The following is a 17814-nucleotide window of genomic DNA, read 5'->3' on the forward strand; positions in this document are numbered from 1 at the left end:
GGCAAAATCGTGTGGTCCTGGCGCCCGGGGTCTGTGCGCCAAGTCTTGCGGTGATGTGGCGGTCCAACCGGGCACGCGCATCAGTCATCCACAAGGCGACGGGGGCAATAGTGCAACGCTCCCCGGGGAGAGTACGACATAAGCCGTAAAGCCACTGCGCAGGGAAGGCCGGGATGCTCCGGTTGCCCTGTTACCCGCTATGCATGAAGCACACGCAATCTGCTCTTCGCATGGCGGTCGATGGGAGCCAACCGGCTCCCGGCCTTCCCTGCGCCCTCTTTCATGAGAGGGTGAGGTACTGGTCAAAGCTCGGGCGAGAAAAGCCGCGAGAACGCGAAGCTGTGTCTCAGTCCCCCTGAATCCATTCGGCGACGCCGCGCCACAGCGTGTCGCGATGCTCGGGCCGGAAAAAGCCGAAATGGCCGATCGTCTTGGCGCCGACGTCGGACGGCTTGACGTTGAGCACCTCCGGCTTGATCGCGGTGAACCCGCTCGCGAGCAGTTCGACCGCCGGCCGCGTCGCCCAGGGATCGTCGGAGAAGCACAGCGCCCGCAGCTCGCCCTTGAACTTCGCAAAATTCTCCAGCGCCGGCAGCTTGGAATCGAAGAGATAACGCGGGCTCGAGACCCATTCGGCCCATTGCAGGAAGACGCCCTTGGGCAAATCCTCGCCGACGCCGGCCCAGCCCGGGGCGTAGCCGAGCGTGTGGGTGAGCGGGACGCCGATGAGGTTCATGAAGGCGAATACGCGGTATTTCTCCGGCGATGTCATCAGCCGCCACGTCGCGGCCTGCGAGGCCACGAACCCGGCGCGCGAGATTTCGCTGTTGTTGGCGATCAGCCCCAGCGCCTGGCCGCCGAAGGAATGGCCGACATAGGCCAGCGGCAGGGTGTTGTAGCGCTCCCGCATCCAGCTGACCGCGGCGGTGACGTCGAGCGCGGCCCAATCCGACATCGAGGCCTTGAAGCCGACCAGCGATTTCGGCTGGTTGTAGCCGACCATCGCCGGCAGCCGGGAATCGCCGATGCCGCGATAATCGTAAGTGAGGACCGCGCAGCCGCGATGGGCGAGGTAGGAGGCAAAGCCCCGATAAATCTTGCGCGGCACGGCGGTGGCCGAATTGATCAGGACGGCATGGCGCTTGGTGCCGCGCGGCAGGAACAGGGTGCCTGCCAGGGCATACCCGTCGGTCGCCGGGAAGTTGATCTCGTCGATGAAAACGTCGTCCAGTGCCGCGTCCATGGGCGCAAGGTATCCTGCCAGTTTGCCTCGCCGTCCCAGCAAATGCGAATTTGGCTTTCCCCGCAAGGGCTTGCAGTGCCGACTGGATTTACAACTGGCGGGGCGGGGCCAGCCTGTGTATAAGGCGGCCCTCGCAACCCCTAGATCAGGTTGTGCTTTTTGCTTCACGGAGAGATTGCGATGTCCGAGCGGTGGACGCCCGAGTCCTGGCGCAGCAAGCCGGTGCTACAGGTGCCCGACTATCCCGACGCCAAGGCCCTGGCCGACGTGGAGGCGCAGCTCGCGACCTTTCCGCCGCTGGTGTTCGCGGGCGAGGCGCGCAACCTGAAGAAGGCGCTGGCCCGCGTTGCGGCCGGCGAGGCCTTCCTGCTCCAGGGCGGTGACTGCGCCGAGAGCTTTGCCGAGCACGGCGCCAACAACATCCGCGATTTCTTCCGCGTGCTGCTGCAGATGGCGGTGGTGCTGACCTACGCCGGCGCGGTGCCGGTGGTGAAGGTCGGCCGCATCGCCGGCCAGTTTGCAAAGCCGCGCTCGTCGCCGACCGAGAAGCTCAATGGCGTCGAGCTGCCGAGCTATCGCGGCGACATCGTCAACGACATCGCCTTCACCAGGGAAGCGCGCGTGCCGGATCCGCAGCGCCAGCTGATGGCCTATCGCCAGTCGGCCGCGACGCTGAACCTGCTGCGCGCGTTTGCGACCGGCGGCTACGCCAATCTCGGCAGCGTGCATGAGTGGATGCTCGGCTTCCTCAAGGATTCGCCGCAGTCCCGCCGCTACAAGGAATTGGCCGACCGCATCTCCGACGCGCTCAACTTCATGCGCGCCTGCGGCCTCGATCTCGAGAGCCATCCCGAGCTGCGCGCCACCGATTTCTACACCAGCCACGAGGCGCTGCTGCTCGGCTACGAGCAGGCCATGACCCGCGTCGATTCCACCACCGGCGACTGGTACGCGACCTCGGGCCACATGATCTGGATCGGCGACCGCACCCGCCAGCTCGATCACGGCCATATCGAATATTTCCGGGGCATCAAGAATCCGATCGGGCTGAAATGCGGCCCGTCGCTCAAGTCCGACGAGCTTTTGAAGCTGATCGACGTGCTCAATCCCGACAACGAGCCGGGACGGCTGACGCTGATCGGCCGCTTCGGCTCCGACAAGGTCGGCGAGCATCTGCCGAACATGATCCGCGCCGTGAAGCGCGAGGGCAAAGTGGTGGTCTGGTCGTGCGATCCCATGCACGGCAACACCATCACCTCGACCTCGGGCTACAAGACGCGCCCGTTCGACCGCGTCCTGTCGGAGGTGAAGTCTTTCTTCACGATCCATGCCGCCGAAGGCACCCATGCCGGCGGCGTGCATCTGGAGATGACCGGGCAGGACGTCACCGAGTGTATCGGCGGCGCCCGCGCCATCACGGACGAGGACCTCAACGACCGCTATCACACGGTCTGCGATCCCCGCCTCAATGCCGAGCAATCCATCGACATGGCTTTCCTGATCGCTGAGCTCCTCAAGCAGGAACGCGCCGGCAAGGCCACGCCGATGCCGGCCGCAGCGGGGCTCTAGGATCTTGCTGCGGATCTGGAAGGCCACGATCAATTCCCGTAACGGTCTGGCCTTTGCGTTCCGATCGGAGCAGGCCGTCCGCGAGGAGATATTTGCGCTCCTGGTGTCGCTGCCGCTGGCCTGGTTGGTCGGCGCGACCGCGATGCGCGCGGTCGAGCTGGTCTGTTCGGTTGCGTTCGTGCTGACAGTCGAGCTGCTCAACACCGCGATCGAAAAGCTGGCCGACCGGCTGACGATGGATCACGACAAGCAGATCGGGCGGGTCAAGGACATGGGCTCGGCGGCCGTCGGCGTCGCGCTGCTGATGGCAGGCGCGTTCTGGATCATCGCCATCATCGAGCGACTGGGATTTATCTGATCGGAGCGCGGCGGCCATGACCGAACGTCTCAAAGCATTCGCGGTCACGCTCGCCCAGCTCAATCCGACCCTGGGCGACATCGAGGGCAATGCCGCGAAGGCGCGCGATGCGCGCGCGAGGGCCATCGCCGACGGCGCCGATCTCGTGCTGTTTCCGGAATTGTTTATCGCCGGCTATCCGCCGGAAGACCTCGTGCAGAAGCCGGCCTTCCAGGCGGCCTGCCGCGCTGCGATCGAGGCACTGGCCCGCGAGACCGCCGATGGCGGGCCGGCCATGCTGGTCGGCACGCCCTGGGTCGAGGACGGCAAGCTCTACAATGCGTGCGCGCTGCTCGACGGCGGGCGCATCGCTGGCCTGCGTTTCAAATGCAATCTGCCGAATTACGGCGTGTTCGACGAGAAGCGGCTGTTTTCGCGCGGCCCTGCGGCGGGCCCTGTGACCGTGCGCGGCGTGCGCATCGGCGTCCCTATCTGCGAGGACATCTGGCTGGAAGAGTCCCAGGATTACGAGAACGTGGTCGAGACGCTGGCCGAGACCGGCGCCGAGATCATCCTGGTGCCGAACGGCTCGCCTTACGCCCGCGACAAGAACGACGTGCGCCTGTCGGTCGCGGTCGCCCGCGTCACCGAGAGCGGCCTGCCGCTGGTCTATCTCAACCAGATCGGCGGCCAGGATGAGCTGGTGTTCGACGGCGCCTCCTTCGCGCTCAACGGCGATCTTTCGCTTGCGGCGCAATTGCCGGCGTTCGAGGAGAGCATCGTCACGCTGCGCTTTGTGAGAAATGGCGACGACTGGCGCTGCACGGGCCCGGTCGCCGAGCAACCCGAGGGCGACAAGGCCGATTACGCCGCCTGCGTGCTGGGCCTGCGCGACTACGTCACCAAGAACGACTTTCCCGGCGTGCTGCTCGGCATTTCCGGCGGTATCGATTCGGCCCTCTGCGCGGCGATCGTGGTCGATGCGCTCGGCGCCGATCAGGTGCATGGCGTGATGCTGCCGTATCGCTACACCGCAGCACACTCGATCGCCGATGCGGGCGAGCTCGCCGGCCATCTCGGCATCCGCTACGAGGTGCTGCCGATCGCGGAGGCCGTGACCGGCTTCGAGACCATCCTCTCGGGCCTCTTCAAGAATCTGCCGCCCGATATCACCGAGGAAAACCTCCAGGCCCGCAGCCGCGGCACGCTCTTGATGGCGATCTCCAACAAGACCGGGTTGATGGTGGTGACGACAGGCAACAAGTCGGAAATGTCGGTCGGCTACGCCACGCTCTATGGCGACATGAACGGCGGCTTCAACCCGATCAAGGATATTTACAAGACACAGGTGTTTCGGCTGGCAAGCCTGCGCAACGGCTGGAAGCCCGATGGTGCGCTCGGGCCGGCGGGCGAGGTGATTCCGCCCGACATCATCACGCGGCCGCCGAGCGCAGAGCTGCGCGAGAACCAGACCGACCAGGATTCGCTGCCGCCCTATGAGGTGCTCGATGTCATCCTGGAGCGTCTTGTCGAGCGCGAGCAGCCGCTGGATCAGATCATCGCCGCCGGTTTCGATCGCGAAACGGTCACCCGGATCGACCATCTGCTCAACGTCGCCGAATACAAGCGCCGCCAGGCCGCGCCCGGCGTGAAGGTGACGCCCAGGAATTTCGGCCGCGACCGCCGCTATCCCATCACCAACCGCTTTCGCGACAAGGGGGAGGGGCTGCCCGCCGTCGACGAAACGTTGGTCTCGCGCGGCAGCAAGGCGTCGATCGACGCGTTCGAGGGGTGAGGGTAGAGACTGGCCTGCCGGTGCTACGACGGGGTTGCGAAAAACAGCACCCGCAGGAAGTGCGTGTATTCGGATTCGAGCACCATGATCGACACAAATACCAACACCGCGATCGGCGGCAGCAGGATGGCGTAGGCCAAGGCCAGTCGCTCCCAAGCCATGTGCATGAAGACGGCGACGATCAGGCCGGCCTTCAACATCATGAACAGCAGGATCAGCGACCACCTCAGATAGCCATGCAGGCCAAAATAGTCGACGAGGTAGGAGCCCGTGCTGAGGACAAACAACCAGCCCCAGACCACCAAGTAGAGCTTGATCGGGTGCTGTTGACCCTTGGCGTGAACGGCTGCCGTTGCGACTGCGCCATGCGCCGGAGTGTGGAGCTGTCCTTCCATGTGTACCGCCGCGTTTGTCATGCGCCGACCTCACCAAAGATAGAAGAATGCAAAGATGAACACCCACACGAGATCGACGAAGTGCCAGTACAGGCCCATGATCTCGACGATCTCGTAATAACCCTTGCGGCTGGTGAAGAAGCCACGCCTCTCGACGTCGAAGTCGCCGCGCAAGACCTTCCGCGCAATGGCGATCAGGAAGATCACGCCGATCGTCACGTGGGTGCCGTGGAAGCCCGTGATCATGAAGAAGCTCGCGCCGAACTGCGGTGCGCCCCACGGATTGCCCCAGGGCCGGACACCCTCCATGATCAGCTTGGTCCATTCGAAGGCCTGCATGCCGACGAAGGTTGCGCCGAACGCCGCCGTGACCAGCATCAAGGCTGCGGTTCTCACGCGATCGCGGCGGTAGCCGAAATTGACGGCCATCGCCATCGTTCCGCTGCTGCTGATCAGCACGAAGGTCATGATGGCGATCAGGATCAGGGGGATGTGGTTGCCGCCGATATTGAGGGCGAAGACTTCGCTGGGATTCGGCCAGGGCACGGTCGTCGACATGCGCGCCGTCATGTAGGAGAGCAGGAAGCAACTGAAGATGAAGGTGTCGCTGAGGAGGAAGATCCACATCATGGCCTTGCCCCAGGACACGTTCTTGAAGGCGCGCTGATCAGACGCCCAGTCGGCGGCGATGCCGCGCCAGCCCTCAAGCCGCGCAGTCGAATGGCCCGGATTTGTCAGCACGGTCTCTGCCATCTGGTCTCGCCTCCCTAGCTCAGCAATCGCCGACAGATGTTGACGAAATCGTCGGTCCAGCCCGTGAGAAGCCCGAGCAGCACAAGCCAGACCAGCAGCAGGAAATGCCAATAGATGGCGCACAGCTCCACGCTCAAGCGCATGTCGGCGATCCCGGCGCCGCGCCACATCTTGGTCGAGGTTCGGCCCAAAGCCACCAGACCACCGGTCAGATGCAGCCCGTGCACTGCGGTCAACAGGTAGAAGAAGGAGTTCGCCGGATTGGACGCCACGAAATATCCGGCCGCGCCGAGCTGTTGCCAGGCCAGGAGCTGTCCGCCGAGGAAGATCACGGCAGCTGCGCCGCCCGCGAGCAGGCCGATCATGACGCCTTCAGCGTCGTCTCGGTGCGCGGCCACGTAGGACCATTGCAGCGCGACGCTGCTCAGGATCAGGACGCCCGTGTTGAACCACAGCAGCCGCGGCACGGGCAGCGTCCGCCAGTCCGCCACGTCCATGCGCATCGAGTAGGCGCTGATGAAGAGGACGAACAATGCGCTCGCGACGGCGAGAAACACGCCAAGTCCGACCTTCGCTGCCGGCCAGGTCATGGCATCGCCGCCGGGGAAATCACCAGCCGGGCCTTCCTCCAGCCAGGGCTTCGCCGTCAGCCGCTGCTGCGACAGCCACCACCCGGCGATCACCGCAAGCACAGCCAGGAAAAGGATGATGGCGCTCACGAAGCAGCTCCCTGAATGAGCTGCGTCGCGTGCGGCGGCTGGTTCTGCGGAATGAAGTCCTCCGCGGCGCCAGGCACACTGTAATCATAGGCCCAGCGGTACACGACCGGGAGCTCCTTGCCCCAGTTGCCGTGCCCCGGAGGCGTCTCCGGCGTCTGCCATTCCAGCGTCGTCGCCCGCCACGGATTGCCGCCTGAGGCCTCACCTTTGAACAGGCTCCAGGCAAGATTGAACAGGAACACCATCTGGCTGAAGCCGACGGTCAAGGCCACCACGGAGATGAAGGCGTTCAGTGAATGGGCCGAGGACGGGATGAACGACGTATCTCCAAGTTCGAAATACCGGCGCGGAACCCCGAGCAGTCCAAGATAGTGCATGGGGAAGAAGATCAGGTAGGCGCCGAGGAAAGTGACCCAGAAGTGAAACTTGCCGAGTGCGTCATTGTACATTCGCCCCGTGACCTTGGGGTACCAGTGATAGATCGCGCCGAGCACGACCATGATCGGCGCCACGCCCATCACCATGTGGAAATGCGCGACCACGAACATGGTATCCGAGAGGGGCACGTCGACGACGACGTTGCCGAGGAAGAGGCCGGTGAGCCCGCCGTTCACGAAGGTGATGATGAAGCCGAGGGCGAACAGCATCGGCACCCTGAGATGAATGTCGCCGCGCCACAGGGTCAGCACCCAGTTGTAGACCTTGATCGCAGTGGGGATGGCGATGATGAGCGTCGTGGTGGCGAAGAAGTACCCGAATTGCGGGAACATGCCGCTCACATACATGTGGTGCGCCCATACGATGAAGCTGAGCGCGCCGATGGCCACGATCGCCCAGACCATCATGCGGTAACCGAAGATGTTCTTGCGTGCATGGGTGCTGATCAGATCGGAAACGATGCCGAAGGCGGGCAGGGCAACGATGTAGACCTCGGGGTGGCCGAAGAACCAGAACAGGTGCTGGAAGAGCAGCGGGCTGCCCCCGCCATATTTCGATAGCTGGCCCATCTCGACGAGGGAGGGCATGAAGAAACTGGTTCCCAGCAGGCGGTCGAGCAGCAGCATGACCGAGGCAACGAAAAGTGCAGGGAATGCCAGCAACGCCATCACGGTTGCCGTGAAAATGCCCCACACCGTCAGGGGCAGGCGCATCAACGTCATGCCGCGGGTGCGTGCCTGGAGCACCGTCACCACGTAATTCAGCCCGCCCATGGTGAAGCCGATGATGAACAGGATCAGGGACGACATCATGAGAATGATGCCCCAATCCTGCCCGGGCGTTCCGGAGAGGATTGCTTGCGGCGGGTACAGCGTCCAGCCGGCGCCGGTCGGGCCGCCGGGCACGAAGAATGTCGAGGCCAGCACGAGGACTGCGAGCAGGTAGACCCAATAGCTCAGCATGTTCACATAGGGGAAGACCATGTCCCGGGCGCCGACCATCAGCGGGATCAGGTAGTTGCCGAAGCCGCCCAGGAACAATGCGGTGAGCAGGTAGATCACCATGATCATGCCGTGCATGGTGATGAACTGAAGGTACTGGTTGGCATCGATGAAGGAGAAGGTGCCGGGGAATCCCAGCTGCAGTCGCATCAGCCACGAGAGCACCAGGGCCACCAGCCCGATGGCCGAGGCCGTCAGCGAGTACTGAATGGCGATCACCTTGGCGTCCTGCGAGAAGACATACCGTGTCCACCAGCTCCTCGGATGATAGAGCTCGACATCAGGTACTTCGGCAGGCGGAGTGCCTGCGATCCCTTCATATGGAATATCGACCATAGAAAACCTCCTCGGTCGTTTCCATCGGGGGCGATGAGTTGGTCTCACGCACCCGATCCATCTTCGCGGCGGCGCCTTGCTACTTGCCGCCGGATTGATATGTCGCCTTCACGACGGTGCTTGCAGGCGGCAATCCTGCAAACGTTTTCTGTTGCTCCAGCCAGGCGTGATATTCACGCTCTTCGTCGACGATGACCTTGGCCCGCATCTGATAGTGAGCCGCGCCACAAAGCTCCGCACAGAGAACGTCGAACGTTCCGGTTCGGATCGGCGTGATCCAGAAATAAGTCACCATGCCCGGAACCATGTCCATCTTGGCCCGGAATTCGGGCACGTAGAAATCGTGCAGGACATCAACCGAGCGGAGCAGAACCTTGACCGGCTTTCCCAGTTGAAGGTGCAGGTCGCCGTTCTCGATCACGACGTCGTCCTGCGCATGCGGATCATCGCGATTGAGCCCCATCGGATTTTCGGACGCGATGTTGCGGACATCGGATGTGCCCAATCGCCCATCCTTGCCCGGAAGGCGGAAGCTCCATTGCCATTGCTGGCCCATCACCTCGACCTCGGTGGCATCCGCAGGGACCGTCACGAACTGGTGCCAGACCACGAGGCCAGGGGCGAGCATCGCCGCGACGCCGATTCCGGTTCCCACGCTCAGCCACCATTCGAGCTTTTTGTTTTCAGGATTGTAGTCAGCCCGTCTTCCCTCCTTGTGGTGAAAGCGGAAGACGCAATAGGCCATGAAGGCGATGACCGCGACGAAAACGAAGCCCGTGATCCAGAACGTGATGTTGATGGTGTGATCGATATAGGCCCAATTCGTGGCGATCGGCGTCCACCACCATGGGCTGTAGAGGTGAAACAGCACCGAGCCGATCGCGACCAGAAGCAGTATCAGTGCGACAGCCATCCTGATCCATCCTTGCCATCGAAGGCTACGGATACGAATCCAGGGCGGAGCTCATGTCTGTCGCGATGGCTGGCCTTTTTCGGTTGGCACTTATGCCATCGCCGGCCTCTTGCCTCGCCCATTCCACTGGCCGCGAAATCAAGAGAATATTCGCGACCATCAACTCTAAGGGCGTCTGCGTCTAAAATGATACCAGCCTAACCCGGCGTCAATAGCGCAATGTAGGTGCCCCGACGTGGTTGATCGCCGTGCTGGCGGCGCAGGTTGGGTCTGGGTGATGCGACGCACAAATCCGTGCTAGTGCACAATTCACCCAACCGTGAGTGCAGCCTTGCGCCGCAAGCGCTAAACTTTGCGAGGCAGGTCGCGACGGGTTCCGTCCGGCCAGGCTCGTTCGTTGAACCTGGGTTGCCGTACTCGACCCATCGCGTTTCCTGCTCATCAGGCGGACACGCGTGGCTGGAAAGCGCGTGTTATCGAAACCGCGATTTTCAGCACGGGAGGTCCGTTCATGGCCACTCTGTACTCCCACGACATCATCAGGCGGCACGTATTCGGCGAAGCGGCCTCTTATCCCGTTCGCAAGATCAGCCTGTCCGATCTGACCGAGGCCCTGCGCCTGGGTTGGGAGGATTTCCAGGCGATGCCGAGTCACGCGATCGTCGTGTGCGTGATTTATCCCGTTCTCGGTCTCGTCCTGTTCAGGATGGTTCTCGGCTATTCGGTGCTGCCGCTACTATTTCCACTGGCCGCCGGCTTTGCCCTGATTGGACCGTTTGCCGCGATCGGTCTCTACGAACTCAGCCGGCGTCGTGAGCGCGGCGAGGAGGTCGATGCATGGGATGCGGTCAAGGTGCTGCGCGCACCGTCGTTGGGCGCCATGGTCGAACTCGGCATGCTCCTGCTGGTCCTGTTCGGGGCCTGGATCGGTGTCGCGAACGCAATCTATGTCTCAATCTTCGGTCATGCGGCGGCCGCAAGCATTCCCGACTTCGCAACGCGCGTGCTGACGACACCGGAAGGCTGGTCGCTCATCATCGTCGGTTGCGGTGTCGGCTTCCTGTTTGCGGTTGTGGCTTTGTGTGTCAGCGTCGTGTCGTTTCCGTTGATGCTCGACCGGCATGCGACTGCGATAGACGCGATCCGCACCTCGCTCCGAGCAGTAGCGGCGAACCCGGTTGCGATGGCCGGATGGGGCGTCATCGTCGCGGTGCTGCTCGTGATCGGCTCGTTACCGCTCTTCGTCGGTCTCGCTGTCGTTCTGCCGGTGCTTGGCCATGCCACCTGGCACCTCTATCGGCGGGTGGTCGAGCCAAATCCGAATCCACCGGACGCGCCGCCGCCGCCCAGGAAGGGAAGGCGCTACGCGGCGGACTTTCCGGCCAATCTCTTCCCGTGGAGCCGCGAGGGTGAGTGAGACGGGCGATCGCGCCCCATTGATTGTTGGCATCATCCGCGAAAGCGGATGATCCAATACTCCGCGGCGCTGCCGGTGCGCGCCAACTGTCGACATGGAATACTGTCATGCCCCGCTTGCCGCCTACGCTGAAGCTTCGGCGAGCCAAGACCTCAAACCCCGGCGAAGCCTTGGCGTAGCCGGGTCGCGGGGCATGAGCAAAAGGTGATTTACTTTTGCTGCTGCGGCAGGAAGGTCGGCCCGACCGACCGGATCGGCTTGTTCTCGGAGCTCGCAGGGGGGGCGGTATCTGCCGGCGGCGTCGCGGCCGGTGCATTCGCCGTCGTCGGCGCGGGAGCTGCGCCCTTCTTTGCATTCGCAGCCGTGCCCTTGTTGAGCCGCTGCTGCTGCATCTTCTTGGCGCTCTCCTCGGTGACGATGATGTCGCCCTGCTGCTCGGCCGCCGCCTTGTCGTCGGCCGATTTCAACGCGTCCGCCCAGGTCTGTCCCGCGGCCTTGCAGGAGCAGGACGGGTTGAACTCGCTGCGGAATTTGAAAGCGGTCGGAAGCGCCGTGTAGGGCTGGCCACTGACCGAGACCGCGGAGTTCATGTCTTCGCCGGGATTGCGATGGGTGTAGAGCACGGCTTCCGCGGCCGGGCAGAGTGCCTTGCAGGTCTTCTCGTCGTCGGGGAAGCGCGCCGGCACCGTCGCAAACGAGACCGGGAAATAGGCGCCGTCGCAGGTGCGCACGCACACGGTACGATAGGTGCCGGATTGCGGCCCGAGATCGGAGGGCGGCACGCCTTGCGGATTGCCCGCGTTGTTGCCGCCGAACAGATTGCTGAGGAAGTTGCCGCCGCCCTGCGACTGCACGGCGTTGGCATATTGCGGGCCGCAATTGTTCTGCGCCAGCGCAACCAGCACCGAGCGGCGCTGACTGTCGCGTTCCGCGCTGAAGCCACCGCCGCGCAAACGCTCGAGATTGCCGGTGATCTGGTCCAGATTGGCGCGCATCTGCTGGATCTGGGTGTTGACCGGTCCGCATTGGGCCGACTGGCCGTTGAACAGCGAGAAGAAGCCGGAGGAATCGCAGCCCATGCGCTTGGCCTGCATGGTGACGCGGTCCAGCTCGGCCTGCTGCTTGGCCTGGGAATCCTGGTAGCGGCGGATTTGATCTTCGCGCGCGGGGTCACCACCGCCGCCGCGGTCCAGCGCCGCGAGCTGGCCTTCCAACCGCACGCACATCGGATTGGGCCCAAGTCCGTTCTGGCCGGGCTGAGGCGGCGGTCCGGGCGGACCGGCCTGCGCGAGGGCGCCGGTGACGAGCACAGCCGTGCTCATGAGCACGGTGCAGGCAAGAAGCAAGCGAGCACGAGAGAGGGACAAGAATTCAGGCATATCCGCCATTCTAGCGAGGTCATGGCCCAATGTGACTTGGACTGAAGCGACTTGGACTGAGGCGACTTGGACGCCGAAGCGATTTGGGCGCCGAAGCGCGCCCTCCCAATAGCCGCTTCCTGCGGCATCGTCACGTCGTTTTGGGGGCCAATGGACCGGGCCTAAGCTGCGCCAGCTCCGAGCGAATTCAGCGCTGGCAAGTGATCGCGACATATTCGTCGCAATGGCCATGGGAGCAGTTTGCGCCGGATTTGGGGACAGAGCCGGTAATTTCGTCGGGATCGACCCGGCGATAGCTTGATGCCTGGGCAAAATCTCGTGACTGGCAGTAGGTGCGGGCGACGGAGGCGCCGCATTTCTCGCCCTTGGCCAGGCACTGATCGACGCCGTAGCCGTCAGCCTGGTTGGCGATGATGAAGACGCGGGTCTCGGCGCGGGCACCGGATGCCGCGAGGATCGAGGCGCTGAAAATGAGCGCGAGCAAGGATCGCATGAAAATACCGGGAGGCAAAAAAGGGAACAATCTGGTTCCAGAATGGGCTCAAATAGTTAAGGATCACGAACCATCCCGGCGGGCTGCGCGCTTTGCGGACATAAAACGGCATTTCCGCGGCTCCCTTGACGCGGGGCCGCCTCATAGCCCATATGTGGCCGCATGAACGGTCTCCTCGCCATTTGCGCCATTTGCCGCGAGATTATGAGCTAGCGATTCGCTGGCTGGAGCCGTCTTTTCTCAAAAACATTGAGAGCCTTGGACGCCCGGCCAACAGCCGACGGGTATCCATATGGAATTGCGCCTTTACGATACGCTGACGAAGGAAAAACGCATCTTCGCGCCGCTCGATGCGAAAGACGTCCGCATGTATGTCTGCGGGCCGACCGTCTATGACTTCGCCCATATCGGCAATGCACGGCCGGTGATCGTGTTCGACGTGCTGTTTCGGCTGCTGCGCCATCTCTATGGCGAGGCGCACGTCAAATATGTCCGTAACATCACCGACGTCGACGACAAGATCAACGACCGCGCCGCGCGCGATTTCCCGGGCCTGCCGCTGAACGAGGCCATTCGCAAGGTCACCGAGCAGACCGGCAAGCAGTTTCACGCCGACGTCGATGCGCTTCGAGCGCTTCGGCCGAGCGTCGAGCCGCGCGCGACCGAGCATATCGGCGAGATGCGCGAGATCATCGAGCGGCTGATCAAGGGCGGCTTTGCCTATGCCGCCGAGGACCATGTTCTGTTCTCGCCGCAGGCGATGAACGCAGCAAATTCCTCGCTGCCCCGCTACGGTGCCCTGTCGAAGCGATCGCTCGACGAGATGATCGCCGGCGCCCGCGTCGATGTCGCGCCCTACAAGCGCGATGCCACCGATTTCGTGCTGTGGAAGCCGTCCAAGCCGGGCGAGCCGTCATGGCCGTCACCGGCCGGCATCAAGGCCGAGGGGCGTCCCGGCTGGCACATCGAGTGCTCGGCCATGGCCTGGAAGCATCTCGGCGAGCATTTCGACATCCATGGCGGCGGCATCGATCTCGTCTTTCCGCATCACGAGAACGAGGTCGCACAGACCTGCTGCGCCTTCCACCGAGAGCGCATGGCGAATTATTGGATGCACAACGGCTTCCTGCAGGTCGAGAGTGAGAAGATGTCGAAGAGCCTCGGCAACTTCATCACGATCCATGAGCTGCTCGCGGATTGGCCCGGCGAGGTACTGCGCTTGAACATGCTCAAGACGCACTACCGCTCACCGATCGACTGGACCATGAAGTCGCTGGAGGAGAGCGCCAAGACGCTCGACGACTGGTATCGCGTTGCCGCCGACGTCGCGCCCGGCGAGCCGGCCGCGTCGGTGGTCGAGCCGCTGCTCGACGATCTCAACACGCCGCTGGCGATCGCGGCGTTGCATGGCCTGCGTGGAGGTGACGTGGGTGCTCTGGCGGGCTCGTTGCGCCTGCTCGGCTTCTTGTCCGAGAGCGCAGCGCAGTGGGAAGGACGCAAGCAGCAGGCGAGCGGCGTCGATGCCGGGGAAGTCGAGCGCCTGATCGCGGAGCGGACGGCGGCCCGTAGCCGCAAGGACTTCAAGGAATCCGATCGCATTCGCGATCTGCTCGCTGCAATGGGCGTCGCGATCAAGGACTCCAAGGAAGGAACGACGTGGGAGGTCGCGCGATGAAACGGCCCGACACGCCTTTCCCGCGGCACTGGCTCTATTACATCGCGCTGAAGATCGCGCTGCTCGGGGGTGCCGTGGCGCTGGTTCTCAAGCTCTATGGGATGTGGTGAGGACGATGGGACAGACTTTGCCAAAGCCCGGCTTGCGGCCGTTCCTGCCGGCGGACGTGCCAATTCTTGCTGCGATCTTCACCTCCAGCATCGAGGAGCTGACTGGCGACGACTATAGCGAGGCGCAGCAGCAGGCCTGGATGGAGGTGGCGGACAGCGAAGAGTTCGGCAAGCACCTCGCGTCCGACCTGACGCTGATCGCGACGCTCGATGGCTCGCCGGTTGGTTTTGCCTCGCTGCGCGGCAATGACCACATCCGCATGCTCTATGTGCATCCGGCCGTCAGCGGGCAGGGCATCGCCACCATGCTGGTCGATGCGCTGGAAAAGCTTGCCGGCGGCCGCGGCGCGCAGAGCCTCAACGTCGATGCCAGCGACACCGCGCAGGGTTTTTTCGCCAAGCGCGGCTACACTGCCCAGCAGCGCAATAGCGTCACCATCAATGACGAATGGCTTGCCAACACCACCATGAAGAAGACGCTCGGAGCGGGGCAATGACCAAGGAGCGCCTTTATCTGTTCGACACCACGCTGCGCGATGGCGCGCAGACCAACGGCGTCGATTTCACGCTGACCGACAAGCAGGTCATCGCCGCGATGCTCGATGACCTCGGCATCGACTATGTCGAAGGCGGCTATCCCGGTGCCAATCCGATCGATACCGAGTTCTTCGGCAGCAAGCCCAAGCTCGCCCATGCGCGCTTCACGGCGTTCGGCATGACGCGACGGGCCGGGCGCTCGGTCTCGAACGATCCCGGTGTGGCCGGGCTTTTGGCAGCGAAGGCCGACGCGATCTGCTTCGTCGCGAAGGCATCCGCCTATCAGGTGCGCGTCGCGCTCGAGACGACGAAGGAGGAAAACCTCGCCTCGATCCGCGACAGCGTCGCGGCCGCGAAGGCCGCCGGTCGCGAAGTCATGCTCGATTGCGAGCATTTCTTCGACGGCTACAAGGAAGATGCGAGCTTCGCGCTCGCCTGCGCCAAGGCCGCCTTCGAGGCCGGCGCGCGCTGGGTGGTGCTGTGCGACACCAATGGCGGCACCATGCCGCACGAGGTCGAGGCCATCGTCACCGAAGTTACTAAGCACGTCCCCGGCGACCACGTCGGCATCCACGCCCATAACGACACCGAGCAGGCGGTGGCCAATTCACTCGCCGCGGTGCGTGCCGGCGCGCGGCAGATCCAGGGCACGCTGAACGGCCTTGGCGAGCGCTGCGGCAACGCCAATCTCTGCTCGCTGATCCCCACGCTGAAGCTGAAGCCGGAGTTTTCGGACGCCTTCGAGATCGGCGTCACGGCCGAGAAGCTGGCAACTCTGGTCAAGGTCTCGCGCACGCTCGACGACATGCTCAACCGGGTGCCGAACCGGCATGCTCCTTACGTCGGCGAGAGCGCCTTCGTCACCAAGACCGGCATCCATGCGTCCGCGGTGCTGAAGGACCCGCAGACATACGAGCACGTACTGCCGGAGACGGTCGGCAATCACCGCAAGGTCCTGGTCTCGGACCAGGCCGGACGATCCAACGTCATCGCCGAGCTCGACCGTGCCGGCATTCCCTACGAGAAGAGCGATCCGAAGCTGACGCGCCTCGTCGAGGAATTGAAGGAGCGCGAGGCGGCCGGCTATGCCTATGAATCCGCCAACGCTTCGTTCGAGCTGCTGGCGCGCCGCACGCTCGGCAAGGTGCCGCATTATTTCGAGGTCGAGCAGTTCGACGTCAATGTCGAGCAGCGCTACAATTCGCATGGCGAACGTGTCACCGTCGCTTTGGCCGTGGTGAAGGTCGACGTCGCCGGCGAGCACCTGATCTCGGCTGCCGAAGGCAATGGTCCCGTCAATGCGCTCGACGTTGCCCTGCGCAAGGACCTCGGCAAGTACCAGAAATACATCGAGGGGCTGAAGCTGATCGACTACCGCGTCCGTATCCTCAACGGCGGCACCGGCGCGGTCACGCGCGTCCTGATCGAGAGCGAGGACGAGAACGGCGACAGCTGGACCACGGTCGGCGTCTCCCCCAACATCATCGACGCCTCGTTCCAGGCGCTGATGGATTCGGTGATCTACAAGCTCGTGAAGTCGGGCGCGCCGGCGTAGTCCCTCGATGACTGTCATACCCCGCGAAGGCGGGGTATCCAGTACGCCGCGGCTTCTCGGTAGCTCTCGCGCGGCTCGGAGTACTGGATCGCCCGGTCAAGCCGGGCGATGACAGTGGGTGAGGAAAGGGCAGGGCATGATCGACCACATCTCCGTCGGCGTCAGCGATCTCGAGCGCGCCGCGAAATTCTACGAGGCAACGCTCGCCGCCCTCGGCCTTTCGCGCCTCGTCACGCGGCCGCGCACGGTCGGTTTCGGCAAGGCCTATCCGGAATTCTGGATCAATCTACGCGAGACCATGCCGCCCGTAGCCCCCGAAAGCGGCGTTCATATCTGCCTGCGGGCGAAGACGACAAGCGAGGTCGATGCGTTTCACGCCGCAGCGCTGTCCGCCGGCGGCGCCTCGGACGGTGCGCCCGGCATCCGTCCGCATGACCGCGTACGCTACTACGCGGCCTTCGTCACCGACCCCGATGGTAACCGGATCGAGGCGGTGACGTTTCCAAGCGAGTAGGACGTCAGAGCTTGCGCGCGACTTCCGGGGCGAGCTTCTTCTCGGCCTCGTCGATCTGGGCTGCGGCCGCCTTCAGCTTCGGCAGAATATCCTCGACCCGATCGGCCTTGAGGATGTCGACCGAAAGGCCGGCGCGGATGAACTCGGTCTGGCGCATGTGCGACAGCAGCGAGAACAGCGGCTCCCAGAAATTGTCGATGTTAGCCAGCAGGACCGGCTTGGCGTGACGGCCGAGCTGTTTCCAGGTCAATTGCTCGACCAGCTCTTCCAGCGTGCCGACGCCGCCGGGCAACGCCACGAAGGCGTCGGAGCGTTCGAACATCAAGCGCTTGCGCTCGTGCATGTCGGGGGTGACGATCATCTCCTGCACGCGTGTCAGCGCGTTCTCGCGCATCCGCAGGAATTCCGGGATGATGCCGGTGACGGTGCCGCCGTGATCGAGCACGGAGGTCGCGACCGAGCCCATCAGGCCGAGCGAGCCGCCGCCATAGACGAGCCGAACGTTGTTCTCGGCGAGCGCCTTGCCGAACGCCTTGGCGCCTTCGGTGAAGCGGGGATTGGTTCCGGGGCCGGAGCCGCAATAGACACAGACGGTTTTAATAGTGCTCATTGGTGCCATGATGCATTGCAGCGAA

The 17814-nt window shown here is 63.6% G+C and carries 17 protein-coding genes; 8 read left to right on the forward strand and 9 right to left on the reverse strand.

The genetic code is table 11. From position 1 onward, the window contains the following. Positions 1 to 346: 346 nt before the first annotated feature. The gene (locus tag A3AS_RS0128510) at positions 347 to 1243 is read right to left on the reverse strand and encodes an alpha/beta fold hydrolase (RefSeq protein ID WP_018320916.1); all 897 of its coding nucleotides are present in this window, start codon (positions 1241 to 1243) and stop codon (positions 347 to 349) included. A gap of 180 nt (positions 1244 to 1423) precedes the next feature. Between A3AS_RS0128510 and A3AS_RS0128515 the strand changes: the two genes are divergently transcribed. From A3AS_RS0128515 to A3AS_RS0128525, 3 genes are read left to right on the forward strand one after another with little or no spacing between them, the layout of a single operon-like run. Then, positions 1424 to 2812 carry a class II 3-deoxy-7-phosphoheptulonate synthase gene (locus A3AS_RS0128515; RefSeq protein WP_018320917.1) on the forward strand — a complete coding sequence of 463 codons (1389 nt, stop codon included), beginning with the start codon at positions 1424 to 1426 and terminating at the stop codon, positions 2810 to 2812. Between the two features lie 4 nt (positions 2813 to 2816). Continuing rightward, positions 2817 to 3170: a diacylglycerol kinase gene (locus A3AS_RS0128520; protein WP_018320918.1), complete on the forward strand. Its 354-nt coding sequence runs from the start codon at positions 2817 to 2819 to the stop codon at positions 3168 to 3170. Positions 3171 to 3186: 16 nt separating this feature from the next. Further along, positions 3187 to 4944, forward strand: a complete 1758-nt coding sequence (locus A3AS_RS0128525) for an NAD+ synthase (protein WP_018320919.1) — start codon at positions 3187 to 3189, stop codon at positions 4942 to 4944. Between the two features lie 23 nt (positions 4945 to 4967). Here A3AS_RS0128525 and A3AS_RS0128530 read toward each other — a convergent pair whose 3' ends face one another. From A3AS_RS0128530 to A3AS_RS0128550, 5 genes are all read right to left on the reverse strand, one after another. Continuing rightward, positions 4968 to 5360, reverse strand: coding sequence for a cytochrome C oxidase subunit IV family protein (locus A3AS_RS0128530; RefSeq protein ID WP_018320920.1), 393 nt, complete (start codon positions 5358 to 5360; stop codon positions 4968 to 4970). A gap of 9 nt (positions 5361 to 5369) precedes the next feature. Then, the gene (locus A3AS_RS0128535) at positions 5370 to 6092 is read right to left on the reverse strand and encodes a heme-copper oxidase subunit III family protein (RefSeq protein ID WP_018320921.1); all 723 of its coding nucleotides are present in this window, start codon (positions 6090 to 6092) and stop codon (positions 5370 to 5372) included. A gap of 14 nt (positions 6093 to 6106) precedes the next feature. Continuing rightward, positions 6107 to 6811 carry a cytochrome c oxidase subunit 3 gene (locus A3AS_RS0128540; RefSeq protein WP_018320922.1) on the reverse strand — a complete coding sequence of 235 codons (705 nt, stop codon included), beginning with the start codon at positions 6809 to 6811 and terminating at the stop codon, positions 6107 to 6109. Then, on the reverse strand, positions 6808 to 8586 hold the full coding sequence (locus tag A3AS_RS0128545; protein WP_018320923.1) for a cbb3-type cytochrome c oxidase subunit I: 1779 nt from the start codon (positions 8584 to 8586) through the stop codon (positions 6808 to 6810). The genes A3AS_RS0128540 and A3AS_RS0128545 overlap by 4 nt, the downstream gene beginning before the upstream one ends. 79 nt (positions 8587 to 8665) lie before the next feature. After that, on the reverse strand, positions 8666 to 9499 hold the full coding sequence (locus tag A3AS_RS0128550; RefSeq protein ID WP_018320924.1) for a cytochrome c oxidase subunit II: 834 nt from the start codon (positions 9497 to 9499) through the stop codon (positions 8666 to 8668). A 511-nt stretch (positions 9500 to 10010) separates the two neighbouring features. Here A3AS_RS0128550 and A3AS_RS0128555 point away from each other — a divergent pair. Continuing rightward, entirely contained in the window at positions 10011 to 10916 is a 906-nt protein-coding gene (locus A3AS_RS0128555) for a DUF2189 domain-containing protein (RefSeq protein ID WP_018320925.1), read from the forward strand. Between the two features lie 209 nt (positions 10917 to 11125). On the opposite strand, the gene A3AS_RS0128560 is transcribed toward A3AS_RS0128555, so the two are convergent. Next, the gene (locus A3AS_RS0128560) at positions 11126 to 12304 is read right to left on the reverse strand and encodes a DUF2865 domain-containing protein (protein WP_018320926.1); all 1179 of its coding nucleotides are present in this window, start codon (positions 12302 to 12304) and stop codon (positions 11126 to 11128) included. Between the two features lie 178 nt (positions 12305 to 12482). Next, on the reverse strand, positions 12483 to 12788 hold the full coding sequence (locus A3AS_RS0128565; protein WP_018320927.1) for a hypothetical protein: 306 nt from the start codon (positions 12786 to 12788) through the stop codon (positions 12483 to 12485). Between the two features lie 292 nt (positions 12789 to 13080). Between A3AS_RS0128565 and cysS the strand changes: the two genes are divergently transcribed. From cysS to A3AS_RS0128590, 4 genes are all read left to right on the forward strand, one after another. Further along, positions 13081 to 14463, forward strand: a complete 1383-nt coding sequence (gene cysS / locus A3AS_RS0128570) for a cysteine--tRNA ligase (protein ID WP_018320928.1) — start codon at positions 13081 to 13083, stop codon at positions 14461 to 14463. Positions 14464 to 14578: 115 nt separating this feature from the next. Then, the gene (locus A3AS_RS0128580) at positions 14579 to 15070 is read left to right on the forward strand and encodes a GNAT family N-acetyltransferase (RefSeq protein ID WP_018320930.1); all 492 of its coding nucleotides are present in this window, start codon (positions 14579 to 14581) and stop codon (positions 15068 to 15070) included. Further along, a complete protein-coding gene (gene cimA / locus A3AS_RS0128585; RefSeq protein ID WP_018320931.1) occupies positions 15067 to 16665 on the forward strand; it encodes a citramalate synthase in 1599 nt (532 codons plus the stop codon). The genes A3AS_RS0128580 and cimA overlap by 4 nt, the downstream gene beginning before the upstream one ends. Before the next feature lie 136 nt (positions 16666 to 16801). Further along, complete coding sequence (locus A3AS_RS0128590) at positions 16802 to 17179, forward strand: VOC family protein (protein WP_018320932.1); 378 nt, start codon at positions 16802 to 16804, stop codon at positions 17177 to 17179. Positions 17180 to 17183: 4 nt separating this feature from the next. Here the strand turns inward: A3AS_RS0128590 and A3AS_RS0128595 are convergent, their stop codons facing one another. Beyond that, positions 17184 to 17789 (reverse strand): TIGR00730 family Rossman fold protein, encoded by a 606-nt coding sequence (locus tag A3AS_RS0128595; protein WP_026202462.1) that lies wholly within the window; start codon positions 17787 to 17789, stop codon positions 17184 to 17186. Between the last annotated feature and the right edge of the window lie 25 nt (positions 17790 to 17814).

Origin of the sequence: Bradyrhizobium sp. WSM2793, assembly GCF_000379585.1 — a bacterium.
Classification (GTDB): domain Bacteria; phylum Pseudomonadota; class Alphaproteobacteria; order Rhizobiales; family Xanthobacteraceae; genus Bradyrhizobium.

Bases quoted from the DNA above. Each gene is read 5' to 3' on its own strand.
- A3AS_RS0128510 (WP_018320916.1), bottom strand. From the start codon at position 1,243: ATGGACGCGGCACTGGACGACGTTTTCATCGACGAGATCAACTTCCCG.
- A3AS_RS0128515 (WP_018320917.1), top strand. From the start codon at position 1,424: ATGTCCGAGCGGTGGACGCCCGAGTCCTGGCGCAGCAAGCCGGTGCTA.
- A3AS_RS0128525 (WP_018320919.1), top strand. From the start codon at position 3,187: ATGACCGAACGTCTCAAAGCATTCGCGGTCACGCTCGCCCAGCTCAAT.
- A3AS_RS0128530 (WP_018320920.1), bottom strand. From the start codon at position 5,360: ATGACAAACGCGGCGGTACACATGGAAGGACAGCTCCACACTCCGGCG.
- A3AS_RS0128535 (WP_018320921.1), bottom strand. From the start codon at position 6,092: ATGGCAGAGACCGTGCTGACAAATCCGGGCCATTCGACTGCGCGGCTT.
- A3AS_RS0128545 (WP_018320923.1), bottom strand. From the start codon at position 8,586: ATGGTCGATATTCCATATGAAGGGATCGCAGGCACTCCGCCTGCCGAA.
- A3AS_RS0128550 (WP_018320924.1), bottom strand. From the start codon at position 9,499: ATGGCTGTCGCACTGATACTGCTTCTGGTCGCGATCGGCTCGGTGCTG.
- A3AS_RS0128555 (WP_018320925.1), top strand. From the start codon at position 10,011: ATGGCCACTCTGTACTCCCACGACATCATCAGGCGGCACGTATTCGGC.
- A3AS_RS0128560 (WP_018320926.1), bottom strand. From the start codon at position 12,304: ATGGCGGATATGCCTGAATTCTTGTCCCTCTCTCGTGCTCGCTTGCTT.
- A3AS_RS0128565 (WP_018320927.1), bottom strand. From the start codon at position 12,788: ATGCGATCCTTGCTCGCGCTCATTTTCAGCGCCTCGATCCTCGCGGCA.
- cysS (WP_018320928.1), top strand. From the start codon at position 13,081: ATGGAATTGCGCCTTTACGATACGCTGACGAAGGAAAAACGCATCTTC.
- A3AS_RS0128580 (WP_018320930.1), top strand. From the start codon at position 14,579: ATGGGACAGACTTTGCCAAAGCCCGGCTTGCGGCCGTTCCTGCCGGCG.
- cimA (WP_018320931.1), top strand. From the start codon at position 15,067: ATGACCAAGGAGCGCCTTTATCTGTTCGACACCACGCTGCGCGATGGC.
- A3AS_RS0128590 (WP_018320932.1), top strand. From the start codon at position 16,802: ATGATCGACCACATCTCCGTCGGCGTCAGCGATCTCGAGCGCGCCGCG.
- A3AS_RS0128595 (WP_026202462.1), bottom strand. From the start codon at position 17,789: ATGAGCACTATTAAAACCGTCTGTGTCTATTGCGGCTCCGGCCCCGGA.